Origin of the sequence: Pseudomonas shahriarae (genome assembly GCF_014268455.2) — a bacterium.
Taxonomy (GTDB): Bacteria; Pseudomonadota; Gammaproteobacteria; order Pseudomonadales; family Pseudomonadaceae; genus Aquipseudomonas; species Aquipseudomonas shahriarae.
Genome location: NZ_CP077085.1, coordinates 803,320 through 825,676, shown reverse-complemented (window position 1 = coordinate 825,676; position 22,357 = coordinate 803,320). Strand labels below are relative to the sequence as shown.

The 22,357-nt window shown below is 62.3% G+C and carries 23 protein-coding genes; 16 read left to right on the top strand and 7 right to left on the bottom strand.

Translation table 11 applies throughout. The annotated features are described in order from the left end of the window. The first annotated feature begins 69 nt into the window (after positions 1-69). The 11 genes from urtB to HU773_RS03595 all read left to right on the top strand — a co-directional run bounded on the left by urtB (position 70) and on the right by HU773_RS03595 (position 10,099). Entirely contained in the window at positions 70-1,572 is a 1,503-nt protein-coding gene (gene urtB / locus HU773_RS03645; RefSeq protein WP_128593127.1) for an urea ABC transporter permease subunit UrtB, read from the top strand. After that, positions 1,572-2,651 carry an urea ABC transporter permease subunit UrtC gene (gene urtC, locus HU773_RS03640; RefSeq protein WP_057437513.1) on the top strand — a complete coding sequence of 360 codons (1,080 nt, stop codon included), beginning with the start codon at positions 1,572-1,574 and terminating at the stop codon, positions 2,649-2,651. Before urtB ends, urtC begins: the two co-directional genes overlap by 1 nt. Next, positions 2,648-3,508, top strand: a complete 861-nt coding sequence (gene urtD / locus HU773_RS03635) for an urea ABC transporter ATP-binding protein UrtD (RefSeq protein WP_057437511.1) — start codon at positions 2,648-2,650, stop codon at positions 3,506-3,508. The genes urtC and urtD overlap by 4 nt, the downstream gene beginning before the upstream one ends. 181 nt (positions 3,509-3,689) lie before the next feature. After that, positions 3,690-4,388: an urea ABC transporter ATP-binding subunit UrtE gene (urtE, locus tag HU773_RS03630; RefSeq protein WP_057437509.1), complete on the top strand. Its 699-nt coding sequence runs from the start codon at positions 3,690-3,692 to the stop codon at positions 4,386-4,388. Positions 4,389-4,419: 31 nt separating this feature from the next. Further along, positions 4,420-5,259, top strand: a complete 840-nt coding sequence (locus tag HU773_RS03625) for an urease accessory protein UreD (protein WP_128593128.1) — start codon at positions 4,420-4,422, stop codon at positions 5,257-5,259. Positions 5,260-5,345: 86 nt separating this feature from the next. After that, positions 5,346-5,648: an urease subunit gamma gene (locus HU773_RS03620; protein ID WP_032862374.1), complete on the top strand. Its 303-nt coding sequence runs from the start codon at positions 5,346-5,348 to the stop codon at positions 5,646-5,648. Positions 5,649-5,657: 9 nt separating this feature from the next. Further along, positions 5,658-6,188, top strand: coding sequence for a GNAT family N-acetyltransferase (locus HU773_RS03615; RefSeq protein ID WP_115127280.1), 531 nt, complete (start codon positions 5,658-5,660; stop codon positions 6,186-6,188). Positions 6,189-6,193: 5 nt separating this feature from the next. Then, a complete protein-coding gene (locus tag HU773_RS03610; protein WP_057437504.1) occupies positions 6,194-6,727 on the top strand; it encodes a GNAT family N-acetyltransferase in 534 nt (177 codons plus the stop codon). After that, a complete protein-coding gene (locus HU773_RS03605) occupies positions 6,724-7,032 on the top strand; it encodes an urease subunit beta (protein WP_057958190.1) in 309 nt (102 codons plus the stop codon). The genes HU773_RS03610 and HU773_RS03605 overlap by 4 nt, the downstream gene beginning before the upstream one ends. 141 nt (positions 7,033-7,173) lie before the next feature. Beyond that, on the top strand, positions 7,174-8,874 hold the full coding sequence (ureC, locus tag HU773_RS03600; protein ID WP_115127279.1) for an urease subunit alpha: 1,701 nt from the start codon (positions 7,174-7,176) through the stop codon (positions 8,872-8,874). Positions 8,875-8,974: 100 nt separating this feature from the next. Further along, on the top strand, positions 8,975-10,099 hold the full coding sequence (locus HU773_RS03595) for a sensor histidine kinase (protein ID WP_169959875.1): 1,125 nt from the start codon (positions 8,975-8,977) through the stop codon (positions 10,097-10,099). 641 nt (positions 10,100-10,740) lie between these two features. Here HU773_RS03595 and HU773_RS03590 read toward each other — a convergent pair. Next, positions 10,741-11,685, bottom strand: a complete 945-nt coding sequence (locus HU773_RS03590; protein WP_120731426.1) for a DnaJ C-terminal domain-containing protein — start codon at positions 11,683-11,685, stop codon at positions 10,741-10,743. 272 nt (positions 11,686-11,957) lie between these two features. Between HU773_RS03590 and HU773_RS03585 the strand changes: the two genes are divergently transcribed. Beyond that, a complete protein-coding gene (locus HU773_RS03585) occupies positions 11,958-13,226 on the top strand; it encodes an Hsp70 family protein (protein ID WP_115127277.1) in 1,269 nt (422 codons plus the stop codon). Between the two features lie 37 nt (positions 13,227-13,263). Here HU773_RS03585 and HU773_RS03580 read toward each other — a convergent pair whose 3' ends face one another. From HU773_RS03580 to HU773_RS03565, 4 genes are all read right to left on the bottom strand, one after another. Continuing rightward, on the bottom strand, positions 13,264-13,605 hold the full coding sequence (locus HU773_RS03580) for a thioredoxin family protein (protein ID WP_186625841.1): 342 nt from the start codon (positions 13,603-13,605) through the stop codon (positions 13,264-13,266). A gap of 123 nt (positions 13,606-13,728) precedes the next feature. Beyond that, a complete protein-coding gene (locus tag HU773_RS03575; RefSeq protein ID WP_186625842.1) occupies positions 13,729-14,742 on the bottom strand; it encodes an AI-2E family transporter in 1,014 nt (337 codons plus the stop codon). 197 nt (positions 14,743-14,939) lie between these two features. Beyond that, positions 14,940-15,239 (bottom strand): PsiF family protein, encoded by a 300-nt coding sequence (locus HU773_RS03570; RefSeq protein ID WP_057437488.1) that lies wholly within the window; start codon positions 15,237-15,239, stop codon positions 14,940-14,942. 71 nt (positions 15,240-15,310) lie between these two features. Then, a complete protein-coding gene (locus tag HU773_RS03565) occupies positions 15,311-16,099 on the bottom strand; it encodes an AraC family transcriptional regulator (RefSeq protein ID WP_186625843.1) in 789 nt (262 codons plus the stop codon). Between the two features lie 97 nt (positions 16,100-16,196). Between HU773_RS03565 and HU773_RS03560 the strand changes: the two genes are divergently transcribed. Further along, the gene (locus tag HU773_RS03560; RefSeq protein ID WP_057437486.1) at positions 16,197-17,069 is read left to right on the top strand and encodes a DMT family transporter; all 873 of its coding nucleotides are present in this window, start codon (positions 16,197-16,199) and stop codon (positions 17,067-17,069) included. Here HU773_RS03560 and HU773_RS03555 read toward each other — a convergent pair. Next, complete coding sequence (locus HU773_RS03555; RefSeq protein ID WP_186625844.1) at positions 17,066-17,956, bottom strand: esterase/lipase family protein; 891 nt, start codon at positions 17,954-17,956, stop codon at positions 17,066-17,068. The genes HU773_RS03560 and HU773_RS03555 overlap by 4 nt on opposite strands. A 175-nt stretch (positions 17,957-18,131) precedes the next feature. On the opposite strand from HU773_RS03555, the gene HU773_RS03550 reads away from it, so the two are divergent. Further along, positions 18,132-18,662 carry a ferritin-like domain-containing protein gene (locus HU773_RS03550; protein WP_057958177.1) on the top strand — a complete coding sequence of 177 codons (531 nt, stop codon included), beginning with the start codon at positions 18,132-18,134 and terminating at the stop codon, positions 18,660-18,662. A 133-nt stretch (positions 18,663-18,795) separates the two neighbouring features. On the opposite strand, the gene HU773_RS03545 is transcribed toward HU773_RS03550, so the two are convergent. Further along, entirely contained in the window at positions 18,796-20,865 is a 2,070-nt protein-coding gene (locus HU773_RS03545; protein ID WP_186625845.1) for an AsmA family protein, read from the bottom strand. A 367-nt stretch (positions 20,866-21,232) separates the two neighbouring features. On the opposite strand from HU773_RS03545, the gene HU773_RS03540 reads away from it, so the two are divergent. Together HU773_RS03540 and HU773_RS03535 are read left to right on the top strand one after the other, a co-directional pair. After that, positions 21,233-21,571 carry a hypothetical protein gene (locus tag HU773_RS03540; protein ID WP_186625846.1) on the top strand — a complete coding sequence of 113 codons (339 nt, stop codon included), beginning with the start codon at positions 21,233-21,235 and terminating at the stop codon, positions 21,569-21,571. A gap of 152 nt (positions 21,572-21,723) precedes the next feature. Further along, entirely contained in the window at positions 21,724-22,356 is a 633-nt protein-coding gene (locus HU773_RS03535; RefSeq protein ID WP_057958175.1) for a TetR family transcriptional regulator, read from the top strand. Position 22,357 lies beyond the last annotated feature (1 nt).

Sequence of the window (22,357 nt, the reverse complement as noted above, 5' to 3'; positions counted from 1 at the left end):
AAATGTGGGAGCAGGTCGAATCGCCGCTCCCACATAAACCTAGTCCGCGCATGACCAGGACATTTGTTTATGCCCACTGCCCTCCACCGCTTCCTCCTGGCCTGCCTGCTGTTGCTGCCCCTGGCCGCACACGCCGGTGATGCCGAAGACTTCCTCGCCGCCAACCCGAGCCAACAAGCCAAGCTGTTGCAGGACTGGGCCGCCCAGCCTGACCCGGCGCGCATCGAGTTGGTCAACGCCCTGCAACAAGGCCAACTCACGGTCAACGGCGAACCCAAGACCGTGCGCCTGAACAACCGCCTGCGCGGCCTGATCGATAATGTGCAGGCCAGCCAACAACTGCTCGCCGCCGATCCCACGGTGCGCCTGGCCGCTGCGCGGACCCTGCAAAAAAGCGCGCAGCCTGCGCAACTGAAATTCCTCGACCAGCAACTCGCCAGCGAAGCCGACGACGACGTCCACAGTGCCCTGAGCCTGGCCCTGGCCAACCTGCAACTGGTCGACCCCGATCCGGCCGTGCGCCTGGCTGCCGTGCGCCTGCTTGGCAGCACCGGCGACCCGCTGGCCCGCACGCGCCTGGAAGCCTTGCTGGCGCCCGGCGTGGAAACCGATGCCGGGGTGCACACCGCCGCCGAAACCAGCCTGGCCCAGGTCAAGCGCAAGTTGCTGGTGGGCGAGATCCTCGGGCAAGCCTTCAGCGGCATGTCCCTGGGTTCGATCCTGCTGCTGGCGGCCCTGGGCCTGGCGATCACCTTCGGCTTGCTCGGGGTGATCAACATGGCCCACGGCGAGATGTTGATGCTCGGTGCCTACTCCACCTACGTGGTGCAGTTGCTGATGCAGCGCTACATGCCCCAGGCAATCGAGTTCTACCCGCTGATCGCGCTGCCGGTGGCGTTTTTTGTCACCGCCGGCATCGGCATGGCCCTGGAACGCACGGTGATCCGTCACCTCTACGGCCGCCCCCTGGAAACCTTGCTCGCCACCTGGGGCATCAGCCTGATGCTGATCCAACTGGTGCGCCTGCTGTTCGGTGCACAGAACGTCGAAGTGGCCAACCCGGCCTGGCTGTCGGGCGGGATCCAGGTGCTGCCCAACCTGGTGCTGCCGTACAACCGCATCGTGATCATCGGCTTTGCGTTGTGCGTGGTGGTGCTGACCTGGCTGCTGCTGAACAAGACCCGCCTGGGCCTCAACGTGCGTGCCGTGACCCAGAACCGCAACATGGCCGCCTGCTGCGGCGTGCCCACCGGGCGTGTGGACATGCTCGCCTTTGGCCTCGGCTCGGGTATCGCCGGCTTAGGTGGCGTGGCCCTGAGCCAGATCGGCAACGTCGGCCCGGACCTGGGCCAGAGCTACATCATCGACTCGTTCCTGGTGGTGGTGCTCGGCGGGGTCGGCCAGTTGGCCGGCAGCGTCATGGCCGCCTTTGGCCTGGGGATCGCCAACAAGATTCTCGAACCGCAGATCGGTGCCGTACTCGGCAAGATCCTGATCCTCGCGCTGATCATTCTGTTTATCCAGAAACGCCCGCAAGGACTCTTCGCACTGAAAGGACGGGTGATCGACTGATGAACCAGCCATTGATGCTTACAGCCGCGCAAAAGGCCGGCCCCAAGGTAACGATCGCGGTGGGTGTGGTGATCCTCGCCGTGCTGCTGGCGTTGCCGCTGCTGTCGCTGCTGCCTGCCGATAACGCATTGCATGTCTCGGCCTACACCCTGACGCTGGTGGGCAAGATCCTCTGCTACGCCATCGTCGCCCTGGCCCTGGACCTGGTGTGGGGCTACGCCGGTATGTTGTCCCTGGGGCACGGCCTGTTTTTTGCCCTAGGCGGTTATGCCATGGGCATGTACCTGATGCGCCAGGCCGCCGGCAGCGAGTTGCCGGCGTTCATGACCTTCCTGTCGTGGACCGAACTGCCGTGGTATTGGCTCGGCACCCAGCACTTCCTCTGGGCCCTGTGCCTGGTGGTGTTGGCCCCGGGTTTGCTGGCGCTGGTGTTCGGCTTTTTTGCCTTTCGCTCGCGGATCAAGGGCGTGTATTTCTCGATCATGACCCAGGCCCTGACCTTTGCCGGGATGCTGTTGTTTTTCCGCAACGAGACCGGCTTTGGCGGCAATAACGGCTTTACCAACTTCCGCAGCATCCTGGGCTTCGGTATCACCGAGCCCGGTACCCGCGCGGTGCTGTTCCTGGCCACGGTGCTGCTGTTGGTGGGCAGCCTGTTTATCGGCTGGCGCCTGGCCCGGAGCAAGTTCGGGCGGGTGCTGACGGCCCTGCGCGACGCGGAAAACCGTCTGATGTTCTGCGGCTATGACCCGCGTGGCTTCAAGCTGTTTGTGTGGGTGTTGAGCGCGGTGCTGTGCGGCCTCGCCGGGGCGCTGTACGTGCCGCAAGTGGGCATCATCAACCCCAGCGAAATGTCGCCGACCAACTCCATCGAAGCCGCCGTATGGGTGGCCCTGGGCGGGCGCGGCACACTGATCGGCCCACTGCTGGGTGCCGGCGTGGTCAACGGTATGAAGAGCTGGTTCACCGTGGCCTTCCCGGAGTACTGGCTGTTCTTCCTGGGGGCACTGTTCATTATCGTCACCCTGTACCTGCCCAAGGGCATCATCGGCCTGCTGAAGAAAAGGGGCGAACAATGAGAGTCACGGCAACCGACCAGTTCATGCTCGAACCGATCATCGAACCGAACCGCGACCAGGGCACCAGCCGCGACGCCATCGGCCTCGGCCAGGCCGCCGGCAAGGGCCTCAATACCCGCCATGGCACGATCCTGACCCTGGAAGATATCAGCGTCAGCTTCGATGGTTTCAAGGCCCTCAACGACTTGAACCTGTACATCGGCGTCGGCGAATTGCGCTGCATCATCGGCCCCAACGGCGCGGGCAAGACCACGCTGATGGACGTCATCACCGGCAAGACCCGCCCCAGCCACGGCAAGGCGTGGTTCGGTGAAACCCTGGACCTGACGCGCATGAGCGAAGTGCAGATCGCCCAGGCCGGTATCGGCCGCAAGTTCCAGAAGCCCACGGTGTTCGAGGCCCTGAGCGTGTTCGAGAACCTGGAGCTGGCACAGAAGACCGACAAATCGGTGTGGGCCAGCCTGCGCGCGCGTCTGAGCGGTGAACAGAAAGACCGCATTGAGGAGGTGCTCGACACTATTCGCCTGACCACGTCGGTACAGCGCCCGGCCGGCTTGCTGTCCCACGGCCAGAAGCAGTTCCTGGAGATCGGCATGCTGCTGATGCAAGACCCGCAACTGTTGCTGCTCGACGAGCCCGTGGCCGGCATGACCGACGCCGAGACCGAGTTCACCGCCGAACTGTTCAAGCGCCTGGCGGGCAAGCATTCGCTGATGGTGGTGGAGCACGACATGGGCTTTGTCGGCTCGATTGCCGACCATGTGACGGTGCTGCACCAGGGCAGCGTGCTGGCCGAAGGGTCGCTGGAGCAGGTGCAGGAAAACGAGCGGGTGATCGAGGTGTACCTCGGTCGTTGAGCCAGACACAGACCGCTTACTGTGGGAACCAAATCAAATGTGGGAGCTGCCTTGTCGGATCGCCGCATCGCTGCGATCCAGACAACTCGGTATGTCTGATGGACCGAGGTGATGCCATCGCAGGCAAGCCAGCTCCCACAGTTGATCCGGTTCCTACCAGGGATTTGAGGAGAGTTTGAACATGTTGCAAGTCGACAAGCTGCACCAGTACTACGGCGGCAGCCACATCCTGCGCGGCCTTTCGTTCGACGTGAAAGTCGGTGAAGTCACCTGCCTGCTCGGCCGTAACGGCGTGGGCAAGACCACCCTGCTCAAATGCCTGATGGGCCTGCTGCCCGCCAAGGAAGGTGCGGTGAACTGGGAAGGCAAGGCCATCACCGGCTTCAAGCCGCACCAGCGGGTACACGCCGGCATCGCCTACGTGCCCCAGGGCCGCGAGATTTTCGGCCGGCTGACGGTGGAAGAAAACCTGCTGATGGGCCTGTCGCGTTTTCCCGGCAGCGAAGCCAGGGAAGTCCCGGCGTTTATCTACGAGCTGTTCCCAGTGCTGCTGCAAATGAAGCACCGGCGCGGTGGCGACCTGTCCGGTGGGCAACAGCAACAACTGGCCATCGGGCGCGCCCTGGCCAGCCGTCCGCGCCTGTTGATCCTCGATGAGCCCACCGAAGGTATCCAGCCGTCGGTGATCAAGGAGATCGGCGCGGTGATCAAGAAGCTCGCCGAGCGCGGCGACATGGCGATTTTGCTGGTGGAGCAGTTCTACGATTTTGCCGCCGAACTGGCCGATCAATACCTGGTGATGTCCCGGGGTGAGATCGTCCAGCAGGGCCGTGGTGAAAATATGGAGGCCGACGGTGTACGCGGCCTGGTTACCATCTAATCTGTAGCGTCCCGTTGATTAAGCCCTGACCATGACCGTTCCTGCCCCCACCGCCCTGTTCACCCCCAGCTGGCACGCCGCGCTGGAGTTGGGCTATGCACGCTTCGGCGCCAGCACACGCCCGGTGATGCGCCGCCACCTGGGCCCGCTGCGGGTGCAAAAGCACCTGTACGCCGAAGGCCCCGAGGTGTGCCAGCACATCATCGTGCACCCGCCGGGCGGGATTGCCGGAGGGGATCGCCTGGAGATCACCGCCCACCTGGCTGAGGGCGCGTGGGCGCAATTGACCAGCCCCGGCGCCGCCAAGTGGTACCGCGCCAGCGGGCCGGCCTATCAGCAGGTGGCTTTGACGGTCGAGGCCGGCGCCACCCTGGAGTGGCTGCCCCAGGAAACCATCGTGTTCAGTGCGGCCCAGGCCGAACTCAGCACCCGCATCGACCTGCACGGCGACGCCCGGCTGTTGTACTGGGATGTGGTGGCGCTGGGGCGCCCGGCCAGTGGCGAGCGTTTCGAGCGCGGGCACTTCCAGTCGCACCTGGACATCCGCCGCGACGGCCAGTTGCTCTGGCATGAGCGCCAGCGCATCGTCGGCGACGACGGCCTACTCGACTCGCCGATCGGCCTGGATGGCCAGCCGGTGTTTGCCACCTTGCTGGTGACCGGTGAAATCGACAGTGAACTGCTGGAACAGTGTCGCGCCCTGTCCCATGCAGTACGCGGCGACCTGACCCAGTTGCCGGGCTTGCTGGTGGCGCGCTGCCTGGCCAGCGAGACCCTGCTGGCGCGGGCGTGGTTGATTGATTTATGGCGACTGTTGCGCCCGGCACTGCTGGGGCGTGAGGCTGTACCCCCAAGAATTTGGAACACATGAAGGTGGAACCGGGCTTGTGTGGGAGCGGGTTCCCACAATGAATCTTCGGTGTTTTTTAGAATGCTTTTTATGACGGACTGCTGACCATGGACCTGACCCCAAGGGAAAAAGACAAACTGCTGATCTTCACCGCAGGCCTGGTGGCCGAGCGCCGCCTGGCGCGCGGGGTGAAGCTCAATTACCCGGAAACCATCGCCTATATCTCCGCCGCCCTGCTTGAAGGCGCGCGCGACGGGCGCACCGTGGCCGACCTGATGCACTTTGGCACCACCCTGCTCAGTCGCGAGCAAGTGATGGAAGGCATCCCGGAGATGATCCCGGATATCCAGGTTGAAGCCACTTTCCCGGACGGCACCAAACTGGTGACCGTCCACCAACCCATCGCCTGAGGCCCGGCCATGTCCTTGCTGATTCGTGACGCGGTACACGGCGACCTGCCGGCCATCTGCGATATCTACAACGATGCCGTGCTCAACAGCACCGCCATCTGGAACGACCAACCCGTGGACCTGGGCAATCGCCAGGCCTGGTTCAGTGCGCGCCAGGCGCAGTGCTATCCGATCCTGGTGGCGGTGGAAGCCGAGGAGGTGGTCGGCTATGCCTCGTTCGGCGATTGGCGGCCCTTCGACGGTTTTCGCCACACCGTCGAACATTCGGTGTACGTGCGCAACGACCAACGCGGCAAAGGCCTTGGCCCCTTGCTGATGCAGGCACTGATCGAACGCGCCAGGGCCTGCGACAAACACGTGATGGTCGCCGCCATCGAAAGCGGCAACCAGGCCTCGATCCGCCTGCATGAGCGCCTGGGCTTCAGTGTCACCGGGCAGATGGCCCAGGTAGGCACCAAGTTTGGCCGCTGGCTGGACCTGACCTTTATGCAACTGCTGCTCAACCCTGGCGCCCAGCCGCCGGCGGTTCACAAGGAGTAATAGCGATGAACGCTGCCCAACTGCGTCGAGTGAATGCCGAAAGTTTTGCCCATTACCGCCAGGGCTTGATTGAGTTGTTGCTGGACGCCGTGCAGCACGGCGCATCGGTAGGCTTCATGGCCGACCTCGACGCGGCCCAGGCGCGCAGCTACTTCGATGGCGTACAAGCCGGCGTCGAGGACGCCAGCGTGTTGCTGTGGGTGGTGGTGCGTAATGAGCAAGTCCTGGCCAGTGTGCAACTGGCGCTGTGCCAGAAAGCCAATGGCCTCAACCGTGCCGAGGTGCAGAAACTGTTGGTGCGCAATGACGCCCGGCGCCACGGCCTCGGCCAGCAATTGATGAGCGCCCTGGAGCTGTGCGCGCGCCAGCACAAGCGCGGCCTGCTGTACCTGGACACCGAAGCCGGCTCCCCCGCCGAAGCCTTCTACCAGGCCCTGCGCTACACCAAAATCGGCGAGCTGCCGGATTACTGCCAAAGCCCGGACGGGCGCTACAGCCCGACCGCCATCTACTACAAGACCCTGGGGCAACCTGCATGATTCCTGGCCAATTCCAGATCCAGCCTGGCGACATCGAATTGAATGTGGGCCGGCGCACATTGAGCCTGAGCGTGGCCAACAGTGGCGACCGGCCGATCCAGGTCGGCTCCCATTACCATTTTTTCGAGACCAACGACGCGCTGACCTTTGACCGCGCCCTCAGCCGCGGCATGCGCCTGAACATCCCGGCGGGCACGGCGGTGCGCTTTGAACCGGGGCAGAGTCGCGAGGTGGAGTTGGTGGAGCTGGCAGGGTTGCGCCGGGTGTTTGGCTTTGCCGGACGGATCATGGGCGACCTCGACTGACTGATCGTTCCCACGCTCCGCGTGGGAACGCCGCCTGGGACGCTCCGCGTCCCGCTCTTAACGTCGTGACGCAGAGCGTCAGCGGATGCATCCCCACGCAGAGCGTGGGAACGATCAACACAAATTTTTCAGGACACCCCAATGAAAATCAGCCGCCAAGCCTACGCCGACATGTTCGGCCCCACCGTCGGCGACAAGGTCCGCCTGGCCGATACCGAGCTGTGGATCGAAGTCGAACAGGACTTCACCACCTACGGCGAAGAAGTGAAGTTCGGCGGCGGCAAGGTCATCCGGGACGGCCAGGGCCAGAGCCAACTGCTGGCCGCCGAGGTGGTCGACACAGTGATCACCAACGCGCTGATCATCGACCACTGGGGCATCGTCAAGGCCGATGTCGGCCTGAAAAATGGCCGCATCGCCGGGATCGGCAAGGCCGGCAACCCGGACATCCAGCCCGGCGTGACCCTGGCCATCGGCGCCAGCACGGAAGTGATTGCCGGCGAAGGCATGATCCTCACCGCCGGCGGCATCGACACCCATGTGCACTTCATTTGCCCGCAGCAGATCGAAGAGGCGCTGACCAGTGGCGTCACCACCATGATCGGCGGCGGCACGGGCCCGGCAACCGGCACCAACGCCACCACCTGCACCTCCGGCCCGTGGCACCTGGCGCGCATGCTGCAATCAGCCGACGCGTTTGCGATGAACTTGGGCTTTACCGGCAAGGGCAACGCCAGCCTGCCCGAGCCTTTGATCGAGCAGGTCAAGGCTGGGGCGATTGGCTTGAAGCTGCATGAAGACTGGGGCACCACCCCGGCCAGCATCGACAACTGCCTGAGCGTGGCCGACGAGTACGACGTGCAGGTGGCAATCCACAGCGACACGCTCAACGAGTCGGGCTTTGTCGAAACCACCCTCGCCGCCCTCAAGGGCCGCACCATCCACACCTATCACACCGAGGGTGCCGGCGGCGGGCATGCGCCGGATATCATCAAGGCCTGCGGCTTTCCTAACGTGCTGCCCAGCTCCACCAACCCGACCCGGCCGTTCACCCGCAATACCATCGACGAACACCTGGACATGCTGATGGTCTGCCATCACCTCGACCCAAGCATTGCCGAGGACGTGGCCTTCGCCGAAAGCCGCATCCGCCGCGAGACCATCGCTGCCGAAGACATCCTGCATGACCTCGGCGCCTTTTCGATGATCAGCTCCGACAGCCAAGCCATGGGCCGCGTAGGCGAAGTGATCATGCGCACCTGGCAAACCGCCGACAAGATGAAGAAACAGCGCGGGCCGCTGCCCGGCGACGGCGAGGGCAATGACAACTTCCGCGCCAAGCGCTATATCGCCAAGTACACCATCAACCCGGCGATCACCCACGGTATCAGCCATGAAGTGGGCTCCATCGAAGTCGGCAAATGGGCCGACCTGGTGTTGTGGCGCCCGGCGTTCTTCGGCATCAAGCCCACGTTGATCCTCAAGGGCGGGGCAATTGCGTCCAGCCTGATGGGCGATATCAACGGCTCGATCCCCACCCCGCAGCCGGTGCACTACCGCCCGATGTTCGCCAGCTTCGGCAGCTCGCTGCACGCCACCAGCCTGACGTTTATCAGCCAGGCGGCGCTGGCCGAGGGCCTGCCGCAGGCGTTGGGCCTGAAGAAGCAGATCGCCGTGGTCAAGGGGTGCCGCCAGGTGCAGAAGACCGACCTGATCCACAACGACTACCTGCCAGACATCGACGTAGACCCGCAGACCTACCAGGTCAAGGCCGATGGCGAACTGTTGTGGTGCGAGCCGGCGGACGTGCTGCCGATGGCCCAGCGTTACTTCCTGTTCTGACCGTTCATCGGCAGATACCCGCCGTGCCAGTGAAGCGAAGAGGTGTAAGGCGCTACGATGCGCCACGCTTCTTCACTGTCTTGCACTTGGGAACCTGGCTATGCGCCTATCCGAATTCATCGTGTTACATGCCGACCGGATCGTCGATGAATGGGAACAGTTTGCCGAAACCTTGACCCCGGCCGCCGAAACCCTGAACCGCACGCAACTGCGCGACCACGCGCACTCCATCCTGCTGGCCGCTGCGCGGGACATGAACACCCGCCAGAGCGCCAGCGAACAGGCGGCCAAGGCCAAGGGCGAAGGCCTGGAAAAAACCCCGAGCCTGGACGAAGCCGCCGCCAGCCATGGCGAGCTGCGCCATACCGTTGGCTTTGACCTGGTACAGATGACCTCCGAGTTCCGCCACCTGCGCGCTTGCGTGATCCGCCTGTGGGTCAATCACCTGGAATCGCCAGAGCTGACCTATTTCCAGGACATGATCCGCTTCAACGAAGCCATCGACGAAGCCCTGGCCGAATCCACGGCGGCCTACGCCGAGCAGGTCAATCGCTCGCGGGATATCTTCCTCGCCATCCTCGGCCACGACCTGCGCGCACCGTTGCAGGCGGTGAAGATGTCCACCGAGATGTTGTTGCGCAAAGCCCCGCTGGACAGCAAAGGCCTGAGCCTGGTGGGCAATATCCAGAATGGCGCCCGGCATATGGGAGCGATGGTCAGCGATCTCTTGGAGTTTGTGCGCAGCCGGCTGGGCAGCAGCCTGCCGATCGAGCCCAAACCGATGAACCTGGCCGATGCAGCCAGGGAGGCCATCGCCGAAGCGTGCGCAGGCCGCCCGGATTGCCAGGTTCACTTGCATACCGACGGGGACACCCAAGGGCAGTGGGATCGCGGGCGCATTGATCAACTGCTGCAGAATCTGATCGGCAATGCGTTACAGCACGGGCTCAACGGCCAGGCGCCGACCCTGAGCCTCGACGGCACCGCCGACAGCGTGGAACTGCGCATGCACAACTTTGGCCCGCCGATTCCCCAGGCGGCGCTGGGTACCGTATTCGACCCGCTGGTGCGCAGCGCCACTGAAGAACTGGGCAGCAACTCGACCAGCCTTGGGCTGGGGTTGTTTATCGTCAAGGAAGTGGTGCAGGCCCACCGAGGCACGATTGAAGTGGCGTCCAGCGAGGCGGGGGGCACCACGTTTACCGTGGTACTGCCACGCCGATAGGCCACGCAAATCCTTTGTGTGTCGAGCTTTAGCGAGGCTGCGATAGCGGTGGGTCAGCCAACATCAATACTGGCAATGCCGCCGCCATCGCAGCCTCGCTGGGGCTCGACAGCTCCCACAGTAAACTTGCGTTCCTGACACAGATTGAGAGGCGCCGCCAATCCCTGTGGGAGCTGTCGAGCTTTAGCGAGGCTGCGATAGCGGTGGGTCAGCCAACATCCACGCTGGCAATGCCGCCGCCATCGCAGCCTCGCCGGGGCTCGACAGCTCCCACATTGGACTGGTGTTCCTGACACAGATTGAGAGGCGCCGCCAATCCCTGTGGGAGCTGTCGAGCTTTAGCGAGGCTGCGATAGCGGCGGGTCAGCCAACATCAATACTGGCAATGCCGCCGCCATCGCAGCCTCGCCGGGGCTCGACAGCTCCCACAGTAAACTCGCGTTCCTGACACAGATTGAGAGGCGCCGCCGATCCCTGTGGGAGCTGTCGAGCTTTAGCGAGGCTGCGATAGCGGCGGGTCAGCCAACATCAACGCTGGCAATGCCGCCGCCATCGCAGCCTCGCCCGGGCTCGACAGCTCCCACATTGGACTGGTGTTCCTGACACAGATTGAGAGGCGCCGCCAATCCCTGTGGGAGCTGTCAGCGGTTCCAGGTTTCCCGTGGATCAAAGTTGGCCTTTTTCGCCAATTCCTGCCACAGCGCCTTGACCTCTTCGTCGCTGCTTTTCGGCATCACTGCCTTGAGCTGCACAAACAGATACCCGCGCTGCCCGGCCTTGTTCAGCAAGCCATGGCCCTTGGCCCGCATGCGCTGGCCATTCTGGCTGCCGGCCGGGACTTTGAGGTTGATCTTGCCGGTCAGGGTCGGCACCGCGACTTCTGCACCCAGGGCCAATTCCCACGGTGCCAGCGGCAAATTAATCACCAGGTTTTCGCCTTCCACCTCAAACTTCGGATGCGGCGCAAAGCGGATGATCAGGTACAGGTCGCCATTCGCGCCACCACCAATCCCCGGTGCGCCCTGGCCCTTGAGGCGGATGCGCTCGCCATCGGCCACGCCGGCCGGGATCTTCACGTTCAGGCTCTTGGTGGTGTTGCTGACGTGCTGGCCCGCCGCATTGTATTGCGGCACCTGGAAGCTGATCGCCTTGGACTCGGTAGACAGCGTCTCTTCCAGGAACACCGGCAGCTCCATCTCCACATCCTGGCCGCGACGGCCGGGGCTGCGCCCTTGAGCGCCGCCGAAGCCGTTGCCACGCGAACCAAAGATCGAGCTGAAGAAGTCCGAAAACTCGCCCGTGTCCTGGCCACCGCCGAACCCGCCACGGCTCTGCCAGCCTGGCGGCCCCTGGAAAGGTTGACCGTGCTGGCCATAGCGGCGCAATTCGTCATATTCGGCGCGCTTGTCGGCACTTTTCAGCGCTTCATAGGCTTCCGAGGCGTCCTTGAACTTCTCTTCCGCGTCCTTTTCCTTGCTGACGTCGGGATGATACTTACGGGCCAGCTTGCGATAAGCGGCCTTGATCTGCTTGTCATCGGCCGTCGGCTCGACACCAAGAATCTTGTAATAGTCTTTGAAATCCATGGGGGCATCACCATCCGTTATCGAGATCGCACAGTCGGGCCCTGCCTGCCGGGGCATTGCGGGGCGATTCGAGGTGCGTCAGAAAAATATCGGCGGCTTGCAGGACAAACTTGATCCTTTCGACAGCCACCAACCGTATGCACAGGAGTTGGGGGCAAGGAGCCGACCTTTCAAGGTAACAAGTCTGCTGTATTTAGCGGATAGTCGGCCTACGCATCTGCACGCGAGTGACATACACTGCGCGGCCGTTTTTTAACCGGAACCTGTTAGACATGAACAACACCTCCCCAGCCCGTGCCTGCGGCATCGACTTCGGCACGTCCAACTCCACTGTCGGCTGGATCCGTCCCGGCATGGAAACGCTTATTGCGCTGGAGGACGACAAGATCACCCTGCCGTCAGTGGTGTTCTTCAACTTCGAAGAACGCCGCCCGGTGTACGGCCGTCTGGCGCTGCACGAGTACCTGGAAGGCTACGAAGGCCGCCTGATGCGCTCGCTCAAAAGCCTGCTGGGCTCCAAGCTGATCAAGCACGACACCAGCGTGCTGGGCACGGCCATGCCGTTCAAGGACCTGTTGGGCCTGTTTATCGGCCAACTCAAGAATCGCGCCGAAGCCACCGCCGGCCGTGAGTTTGAAGAAGTGGTGCTGGGCCGCCCGGTATTTTTCGTCGACGACGACCCAATGGCCGACAAAGAGGCCGAAGACACCCTGGTGGACGTGGCCCGCAAGCTCGGTTTCAAGGAGGTCTCGTTCCAGTACGAGCCGATTGCCGCGGCCTTCGACTACGAGTCCACCATTGAAAAAGAAGAGTTGGTACTGATTGTCGACATCGGCGGCGGTACCTCCGACTTCTCCCTGGTGCGCCTGTCGCCCGAGCGACGCAAGCATGACAACCGCCACGACGACATCCTCGCCACCGGCGGCGTGCATATCGGCGGTACCGACTTCGACAAACAGCTCTCGCTGGCCGGCATGATGCCGCTGTTCGGCTATGGCAGCCGCATGAAAAGCGGCGCCTACATGCCCACCAGCCACCATATGAACCTGGCCACCTGGCACACCATCAACTCGGTGTACTCGCAAAAATCCCAGCTGGCCCTGGGCAGCATGCGCTACGACATCGAAGACACCGGCGGCATCGACCGCCTGTTCAAGCTGATCGAACAGCGCGCCGGCCACTGGCTGGCCATGGAAGTCGAAGAGACCAAGATCCACCTCACCCACGAGGACAGCCGCCATGTGCCGCTGGACCGGGTAGAACCGGGCCTGAGCGTGGAACTGAGCCGCGCCCTGTTCGAGTCCTCCATCGACAACCTGCTGGAACGGGTGCGCAACAGCGTGACCCAACTGCTCGACGACGCCTCGGTGGATGTGGCCCAGGTCGACACGGTGTTCTTCACCGGCGGCTCCAGCGGCATCCCGGCCCTGCGCCAGAGCATCTCGGCGATGCTACCCAATGCCCGGCACGTGGAAGGCAACATCTTCGGCAGTATCGGCAGCGGGCTGGCGATTGAGGCCAGTAAGCGTTACGGCTACTGAGTGAAGAAATCGCCTCGTGATGGCACGGGGCGATTCATCACAACTTGCCTGTGGCCAACTGATCGACCCATGCCTTGAAGGTATCGGCATAGTCATAAAAACCGACGACCGTACGGACTAATTTTCCGTCCCGGAAAAACAGCGTGGTTGGCGCGGACTGCACGTCATAAGCAGGCGTTTTCTCGATCGGGCCATTGACCTCCAGCGTCTTGTCGAGGAACTCAATAGCCGTGCCCTGATCCCGGGCTGCAGCCTCCAGTGTCGCGACCATTCTGTTTGAAGATTGCTTGCTGGCATTACTGAACAGCACAATCACTGGGGTCGTGGCCTTGAGCACACGACTTTCAAAGCTGCTGGCATCTACCGTAGGCAAAGACATGATTTAGCTCCTGTCGAAACGAAAAATGATATTCCGCACTCAGGAGCAGACCAGCAAACCCGTGGTGGGTCTACTGTCAGAAATAACAGGTGTGAACCAAAGGCAGCCTCTTACCGCAGCTCTCTACACCATCCCGCCCAGCTTCAACTCACTCTTCAAATACGCATAGTAGATCGGCCCCGCCACCACTCCCGGCAGGCCAAAGGCGGCCTCGAACACCAGCATGGCCAACAGCAACTCCCACGACTTGGCGCTGATCTGCCCGCCGACGATGCGCGCATTGAGGAAGTACTCGACCTTGTGGATCACGATCAGGTAGCCCAGCGCCGCCACCGCCACCCACATCGACACCGACAACGCGACGATGGTGATCAGGGTGTTGGACATCAGGTTGCCGATCACCGGCAGCAGGCCCAGCAGGAAGGTGAGGACGATCAGGGTCTTGGTCAGCGGCAGGTGGATCCCTGCCAGTGGCAGCACCACCGCGAGGAATATCCCGGTGAAGATGGTGTTGAGGGCGGCAATTTTGATTTGCGCGAAGACAATGTTGCGAAAGGCCTGGACCAGCAGGTGCAGGCGATCGAACAGCGCGGCGGCCAGGGGTTTGCGCTTGGTCAGGTCGGGCACCCGCTGGAGGGCGATGATCGCCCCCAGGACCATACCGATCAGCAAGGTCACGAACATATGGGCGGCGTCTTTGCCCACCAGTTGCAGTTCGCTCAGGTGCTTGCTCAGCCATTCGCCGATGGCCACGCGAAACTCGGCGGCGCTGGCTGGCAGGTAGGCGTCGAGGAACGGCGGCAACTGGCCGCGCGCGCGGTCGACCACGCCCATGAATTTATCGAGGGAGGCCCCGGGGTTTTCCGCTTCGTGCAGCAGGAAACTGATGGCGCCAGCGAAGATCAGGGTCAGCGCGCTGACAATCACAGTGCCAAGCAACGCCACCGCCAGCCAGCGCGCACGCCGGCCTTCGATCAGGCGTTGCAGCTGTGGAGTGAGCATGTTGACCAGTTCGAAAACCAACAGGCCGGCCAACAGGCTGGGCAGCAGCTTTAACGGTAGGACCAGCAACAAGCCGCCGAAAATGATGATGTAGCTGGCCAGCAACAACACATGACGCTGAGAAAACGTTGGCATACAGCCTCTAAACGAACGGCGTTAAAGGATGGGCAGTCTGCCAGCCTTGGGACAATCAAGCGAGAAGTCTGATGGCTGTAAACGCCATCGACTGTGGGAGCGGGCTTGCCCGCGATGGCGCTGGCTCAGTCGATATCTCGCCGGCTGACACACCGCAATCGCGGGTAAGCCCACTCCCACAGGGGTATTTAAGCGGGTCAGCCTTTGAGGCAGGTGCTCATAAAGGTTTTACGCGCATCGCCGGTCAGCGCCTTGGTTTTTGCCGACGCGTTGCAGTCCTTCATTTTTTGCTGCTGCGGGGTCAGGGTCTTGGCGTCGTTGGCGGCCGGGGCCGAGAGGCAGGTTTTCATGAAGGCCTTGCGCTCGTCGCCCTTCAAGGTCTTGGTCGAGGCTTCGGCATTGCAGGTGGTCATTTTGTTTTGCTGGGCAGTGGCCGCAAACCCTTGGGAACAGAGCAGCAGACCGATCATCAACAACGGAATACGCAACATCTTCATGGAGTTTTCTCCCTGTTACCACGCCGAGGGGCGCGGCCTCCCCTGCAGTGTAGACAAAGCCTGTTACACCTTCACCTGCTACGTAAGTTCGTTCGTCGATACTGCTCCGGCGTACAACCGGCCTGGCGCTGGAACATCGCAATAAATGCCGAGGCGGTGCTGTAGCCCAGGTCAAACGCCACTTCCTGCACGCTGCGCGTGCTTTCCAGGGCCTCGATGGCCGCCAGAAAGCGCAGGCGCTGACGCCACTCGCCAAAGCTCATGCCCAGTTCGCGCACAAACTGCCGGGCCAGGGTGCGCTCGCTGACATGCACCTGCTGCGCCCACAGCGCCAGCACGCGGTTGTCCCCAGGATCGGCCTGCATGCCTTCAAGCACGCTGAGCAGGCCGGGGCTGCTGGCATACGGCAGGAAACAGTCATGCACCGGCGCCTGCTGGAGTTGGTCCACTAGCACCTGGGCCAGGCGCACGTCGGCCTCGTTGGCCGGGATGTTCACGTCGCGCTCGGCGAAATCACTGAGGATCGCCTTGAGGATGTTGCTGATGGTCAGGGTGCAGGGCTGCTTGGGCAACAGCTCGCACAACGACGGCGCCAGGTACACCGAGCGGTAGACAATCGCCTGGGCGTTGTAGGAACTGTGCTGGGTGTTGGGCGGGATCCACACCGCGTATTGCGGCGGCGACATAAACCGGTTGCCGCCCACTTCAAAGCGCATCACGCCACGGGCCGAGTAGTCCAGGGAGCCCCAGGCATGCTGATGGCGGGAGGCGCGGCTGTCGGCGGCAAATTCCGAGTAGCGGAAGTACACCGGGGCCGGTAGCACGTCGAAATCGGGCAGGTTGATGTAGGTCTTGGACATATTGTCTGGATACAAAGGCGGCTTGTCTGGATCGAAGTATAAGCTTCGATCCAGACAAAGGATAATCAACCCTCACTAACGTTCCTGGTTCCTTGCAATGCAATACGCTTATCCGCTGCTGGCCATCTTTATCTGGGCTGGCAATACCGTGGTCAACAAACTCGCCGTGGGCTCGATTTTTCCGGCCGAGATCGGTTTTTATCGCTGGCTGCTGGCGGCCATCCTGTTCACCCCGTTCATGCTCAAGCCGGTCATTGCCAACTGGGCATTGATCCGCCCCAACCTGGGCAAGATCGCTGTGCTTGGCGTGCTCGGCATGGCGGTTTACCAGAGCCTGGCGTACTACGCCGCGAGCCTGACCAGCGCCACCAATATGGGGATCATCCTCTCGCTGATGCCATTGATGGCCCTGACTGCGGCGATTATCAGCCTCGGCCAGCGCCTGACCTTCGGCGCCCTGACCGGGGCGGTACTGTCGTTTGCCGGGGTGGCGGTGGTGGTGTCGGCCGGCAGCCTCGGCGCGCTGCTGCAACACGGGGTGAACCTGGGCGACGCGATGATGTTGGTGGCCACCCTGGCCTACGCGATCTACAGCACCCTGTTGAAAAAATGGCAGCTGCGCCTGCCGCCCCTGGTGCTCCTGTATTTGCAGGTGCTGGTGGCTGTAGTGGTGCTGTTTCCGCTGTTCCTGGCCTCGGACAAGGTCGGCCTCGGCCCGTCGAATATTGGCCTGGTGGTGTACGCCTGCCTGCTGGCCTCGATGATTGCGCCGCTGGCGTGGATGCATTCGGTCAAGCAGTTGGGGCCGAGCCGGACCACGCTGTTTTTTAACCTGCTGCCGTTGATCACCGCGCTGATTGCCGCAGTGGTGCTCAAGGAACAGCTGGCGCTGTATCACCTGGTCGGCGGCGTACTGACGCTGGGCGGGGTGATTTTGTCGGAGCGCTGGACGACGCCCGTAAGACGTTAAAGCCCGGCCGCCTTCAACCGCTGTGCATGCTCGACAAACAGGCGGATCGGCTCGGCCCCCTTGCCCACCAGGCCCAGCGACTGGTTGACGATATCGAAATGGTCCAGCGCATAGTCGTCACCGATCACCGTGCCCAAGTGTGAACTGTAGCGCCCGACCATGCCGTCGCACTGGCCTTTCTCCTTGACGAAGGTCCGCGCAAACAGCCGGCAACTGCGGTTGGTGCCGTCCAGCAGGTTGCGCCCGCGATCGGTCTTGCCCGGCTGCAGGGTGCCGGACCAGGAGTAATAGCGCACACCGCCCACTTCCTCGGCGCCCTGCCCGCCCCAGGTGTCTGGCAGGCCCTGAGGGTACTGGCGATTGAACAGCGCCACTCCCGCGCTGGTCAGCGACTGATGGGAGGCGTGGATATCCGCCGCAAAACGCGGGCCGCGATAGCCGGTTTCCAGAAGCCCCATCACCACGCCCACCAGGCGCAACAGCGCACTCATGATCCGGCCCTTGGCGCTGTCGGCCGGGTAGTGGGTGTGCAGGTAGTCTGCCAACTCCGAGCCGTGATTAGGTCCCGCCACCGACGTCACCGAAGCCACCCATTCCGGGCGTTTGGCCGCTGCGTAACGGGCGGTGAGCGAGCCCTGGCTATGGCCGATCAGGTTGACCTTGTCGGCGCCGGTCTGGCGGCGTATCTGCTCGATCTGCACCAGTAACTGCTCGCCACGCACCTCGCTGGAGTTGAGCGGCGCCACTTGCACCGCAAACACCTGCGCCCCGCCGGCACGCAAGGCCGGAACGATGCCGTACCAGTACGGGTACAGCACCAGCCGTACAAACCCGAGCATGCCCGGCACCAAAACCAGGGGATAACGTGTAGCCAATGTCTGCGTCATAGGGGCAAACGTCCTTGAAAGAGGCGATTAGGCTGATCCTAGACCAGCCCTGCCGCCACCGATATGACACCCGGCAACATCCGATAAAACTTTTTGCGCCGCACAGCACTCACAACTTGGAGCGATCACACCCCGAGAGTGTGGCGCAAAACCGGATTAGCCTCAGGAGATTGAAATGACTGACATGCATTTGTCTGACGTAAGCACCCTTCGCGAACGGGCACGCAAGAATGTGGAAAACGGCGCGGTGACCGAAGGCTACAGCGCCGACCGCGAAGAGATCCTGCGTCTGCTCAATGAGTCGCTGGCCACCGAACTGGTCTGCGTGTTGCGCTACAAGCGCCACTACTTCATGGCCAGCGGCCTGAAAGCCAGCGTCGCCGCCGATGAGTTCCTGGAGCACGCCAACCAGGAACTGGAACATGCCGACAAACTGGCCGAGCGCATCGTGCAACTGGGCGGCGAACCCGAGTTCAACCCGGACCTGCTGTCCAAGAACTCCCACGCGCAGTACGTAGCCGGCACGACCTTGAAGGAAATGGTCTACGAAGACCTGGTGGCCGAGCGCATCGCGGTGGACAGCTATCGCGAGATCATCCAGTACATCGGCGAGAAAGACCCGACCACCCGCCGCATCTTTGAAGACATCCTGGCCCAGGAAGAAGAGCACGCTGACGATATGGCGGACATTCTCAAAGACCTGTAAGGCTGCCAGCACAGCTAACAACGGTGGGAGCGGGCTTGCTCGCGAGAGCGGTGTATCAGTCAGCATTTTTAGCGACTGAGCCACCGCTATCGCGGGCAAGCCCGCTCCCACATTGAGCTATCGGTTTCTTCGGTTAGCCTTTCACCGTTTTCGGTGCCTTGCCTTCCCGCATCTGCTGCAACAGCGGCACGCACTGGTTCGGCTCATCCCCACTCGGCGCCACCAGCGCCAGCAAGCCCGCCGCAGGGGCGACGATCACACCCAGCGCCACCATGCCTGCGCCACGCAACAACAGTGGCACCGTCTTGACCCCGGCATTGGGCTTGATAAACGGCCCGTTGACGTACAACGGCGAGCGCAGCGAGAACAGGCGAAAGCCCTTGGACTCTGGGCTGATCGTCAGGTCCAGCTGTTCGCTGGCCATGTTCGCGGTGCCGTCGATGTAGATGATCGCGTTCTCGGTATCGAATACAAACAGGCGGGTGGTAGCCAGGCCGGTCTTGATGCCGAAATCTGCCGCCGCGCAGTTGATCTTCACTTCCTTGTCGCCAAACAGTTTGCCAATCACATAGTTGCCCACGTTCAGCCCGGCGATTTCCATCAAGCCACGGCTGATGGCTCCGTCGTTGATGAGCATTTTCAGATCGCCATTGGCACTGCCCAGCAACGCTGCCACCGAGTTGCCGCGCCCGGCGATATCGGCATCGCCATTGAGCTCGCCGAAGCTGGTCTTCATCGGTTCAAAGGTGGGGAACAGTTGCTTGAGCTTGAAGTTGCGCGCCGTCAGTTTCGCCCGGCCTTCCAGCGGGGTGATGCGGCCATTGAGGCGAATCTGCGCATCGAGCTTGCCGCCCGCCACACCGAAACGCAGGGGTTCGAGGCTCAGTTGGCCGTCGTTGAGCACCAGGTGCGTGTAGAGGTCGGTAAAGGGCAATTCGGCACTGTGGACGATGCGTTTGCCGGTGAACTCGACATCCGCGTCCATATCGCGCCAGCGCTCGGTGCGGAACTCCTCCACCGGCAACACCTTGGTCGCCGGTTGCTTGCTTTCACCGCCACGAGCTTTTTGCTTGGCATTGGAGTCGGCACCGATCAGCGGCGCGAGGTCGGCCAGCAGCAGTTGATTGGACACCAACGCGCCGCTGAGCTTGGGCCGTGGCTGACTGGCGACATAGGCCAGGTCGCCGTGGATGTCGCTGTTGCCGATCTTGCCGTTGAAGTTCTCATAGCGGAACGACGCACCGCCGGCCTCCTGCAACTTGGCGATCAGGCGCCCATCGGTGGAATAGGCCGGCGAGTCCGGCAGGGTCACGCCAGTCAGTGGGTAAAGGTTGCCCAGGCTGGTACCGGACAGTTTCAGGCGCAGGTCCAGGGCGCCGAGGTTCAGTGGGTCGGTCAGGGTGCCGGCCAAGGCAATACTGGTATCACCGATTTTCGCCTGGGCTTGCAGGGGGAATGGCTTGGCAGCGTCCTGCAGGGCCAGCAGCCCGCCGATCTTGCCGCTGCCCGCGAGTTTCTGGCCGTGGTACTGGCCGCTGACCTTGAGGCCGAAGGCATAGTCCTGGGGTGTCGCGCCCTGCTCCAGGGCCTTTTTGGCATCGCGCTCGCCGACGATTTCGCTGAATGCGATGGGTTTGCCCAGGAGGTCGATCAGCACATCGAGACGGGTCTTGAGGGTCTGGTCGTCGAGGGTCACGTGGCCCTTGTCGAAACCGATGGCACCGATATCCACCACCCAGTTGGACGGTTCGGCATTCGGATCCTTGGGATCAAAGGTGAAGGTCCAGTTGGCGCGGCCATCGGCCAGGCGCTGCAGCTCGGCGCTCGGTTCGGTCAGGTCGATGCGCGGGATCACCACGCGCTGGGCCAGCAAGGCCAAGGGCGAGATGCGCAGTTCAACGCGCTTGAGGGTGACCATTTGCGGTTTTTTCGACCACTCGGGGTTGCCCAGGCTCAGGTCTTCGGCCACCACATGGGGCCACGGCACCCAGGCGCGCCAACCGCCCTCGTCCGGCTCGCGCTGCCAGACCACCGCCAGGTTGCCATTGATGGCAAAGGCGCGATGCAGCTCTTCGGAGACTTTGGCATTGAGTTGCGGCTTGATCCGGTTCCAATCGAAGAACACCAGGATCAGTACCACTGCGGCGATCAGCAGGACGAAGCAAGCACTGCTCCAGGCGAGAATTTTACGAGTGCGCGTCATTGCACAGGGCTCCTGATTACGACTGCGCGTGCCACGGGCCACGCGCGCAAGGGCTAAAGCTTATATGGCTACGACTGGCAAATGGCCTGGGGGTTTAACCGCAGAGGGCAATTAGCAGTGAAAAGCGTTTTTTCTGACTAATCCGACAGCTTCTTTCATCAATGACGCACCATTGTTACCCACGCCCGTGTCGAAAATACCCACCTCGGTGCAAAAGCGCGTGCTTGAGAGCCGCGATTTAGAGCCTCGGCGCAGAACAATCAATTCTGTTGATTATTACCATTGCGTTTATGAACTTTTATATCGAGATATCGAGAGTAGCATTGGCTCCGTACCCACTTTATCGCCCTCCCAAGGAGCCACTCTCATGAAACGCCAATTACTGCTCAGTGTTGCACTCTCCGTCCTGGCCACCAGCGCTTTTGCCCTGCCAGCCGCAGAACAAGCCATCCCACAAGCCAAGGCTGACGCCGCGCACATCAGCCAGACCGTTGCCGAAGGTGGCCGCGATCGCCTGGAACAGAAAGGCCTGGTTGAAGGCGGTTCTGAGCGTCTGCAGAAACGTGAATTCGTAGCCGAAGGCGGCCGTGATCGCCTGGAACAGAAAGGTCTGGTTGAAGGTGGCTCGGACCGCCTGCAACAGCGCGAATTCGTTGCCGAGGGCGGCTCCGACCGTCTGGATGACATGCATAAAGCTACGAGCTAAGCCCGTGCCGGCCCTGAAAAAAGCCCGATCCCCAGTGATCGGGCTTTGACTTTGTGGGACCTGCCCCCCTTTTGCCCTGTTTCAAGTTCGACGCCGGTAAAGTTGTTTTGCTAGAGTGCGTCGCTGTCCTTGTCTACAAAGCCCAGCTGCCAATGCTCCCCCGCGCCGAACAGAAGCAACAGACCCGCCTTGCCTTGATGGACGCAGCCCGCCATCTGATGGAGGGTGGCCGTGGGTTTGGTAGCCTGAGCCTGCGTGAAGTGGCAAAGAGCGCCGGCATCGTGCCCACCGGTTTTTACCGTCACTTTGCCGATATGGACCAACTGGGCCTGGTGCTCGTCAGTGAGGTCGGCCAGACCTTCCGCGCCACCATCCGCCTGGTACGCCACAACGAATTCGTCATGGGCGGCATCATTGATGCCTCGGTGCGGATCTTTCTCGATGTGGTGGCGGCCAACCGTTCGCAATTCCTGTTCCTGGCCCGCGAGCAATACGGCGGTTGCCTGGCCGTGCGCCAAGCCATCGGCGCGCTGCGCGAGGACATCACCTCGGACCTGGCAGCCGACCTGACGCTGATGCCCAAGCTCCAGCACCTGGATGCCGACGGTTTGCATGTGATGGCCGACCTGATCGTCAAGAGCGTGTTCGCCACCCTGCCCGACATCATCGACCCGCCCGCCGCCGCCCTGCCTCCGCATCTCACGCCCCAGGCCAAGATCACCCAGCAACTGCGCTTTATCTTTATCGGCCTCAAGCACTGGCAAGGCCTGGGCAGCACCGAGTAGC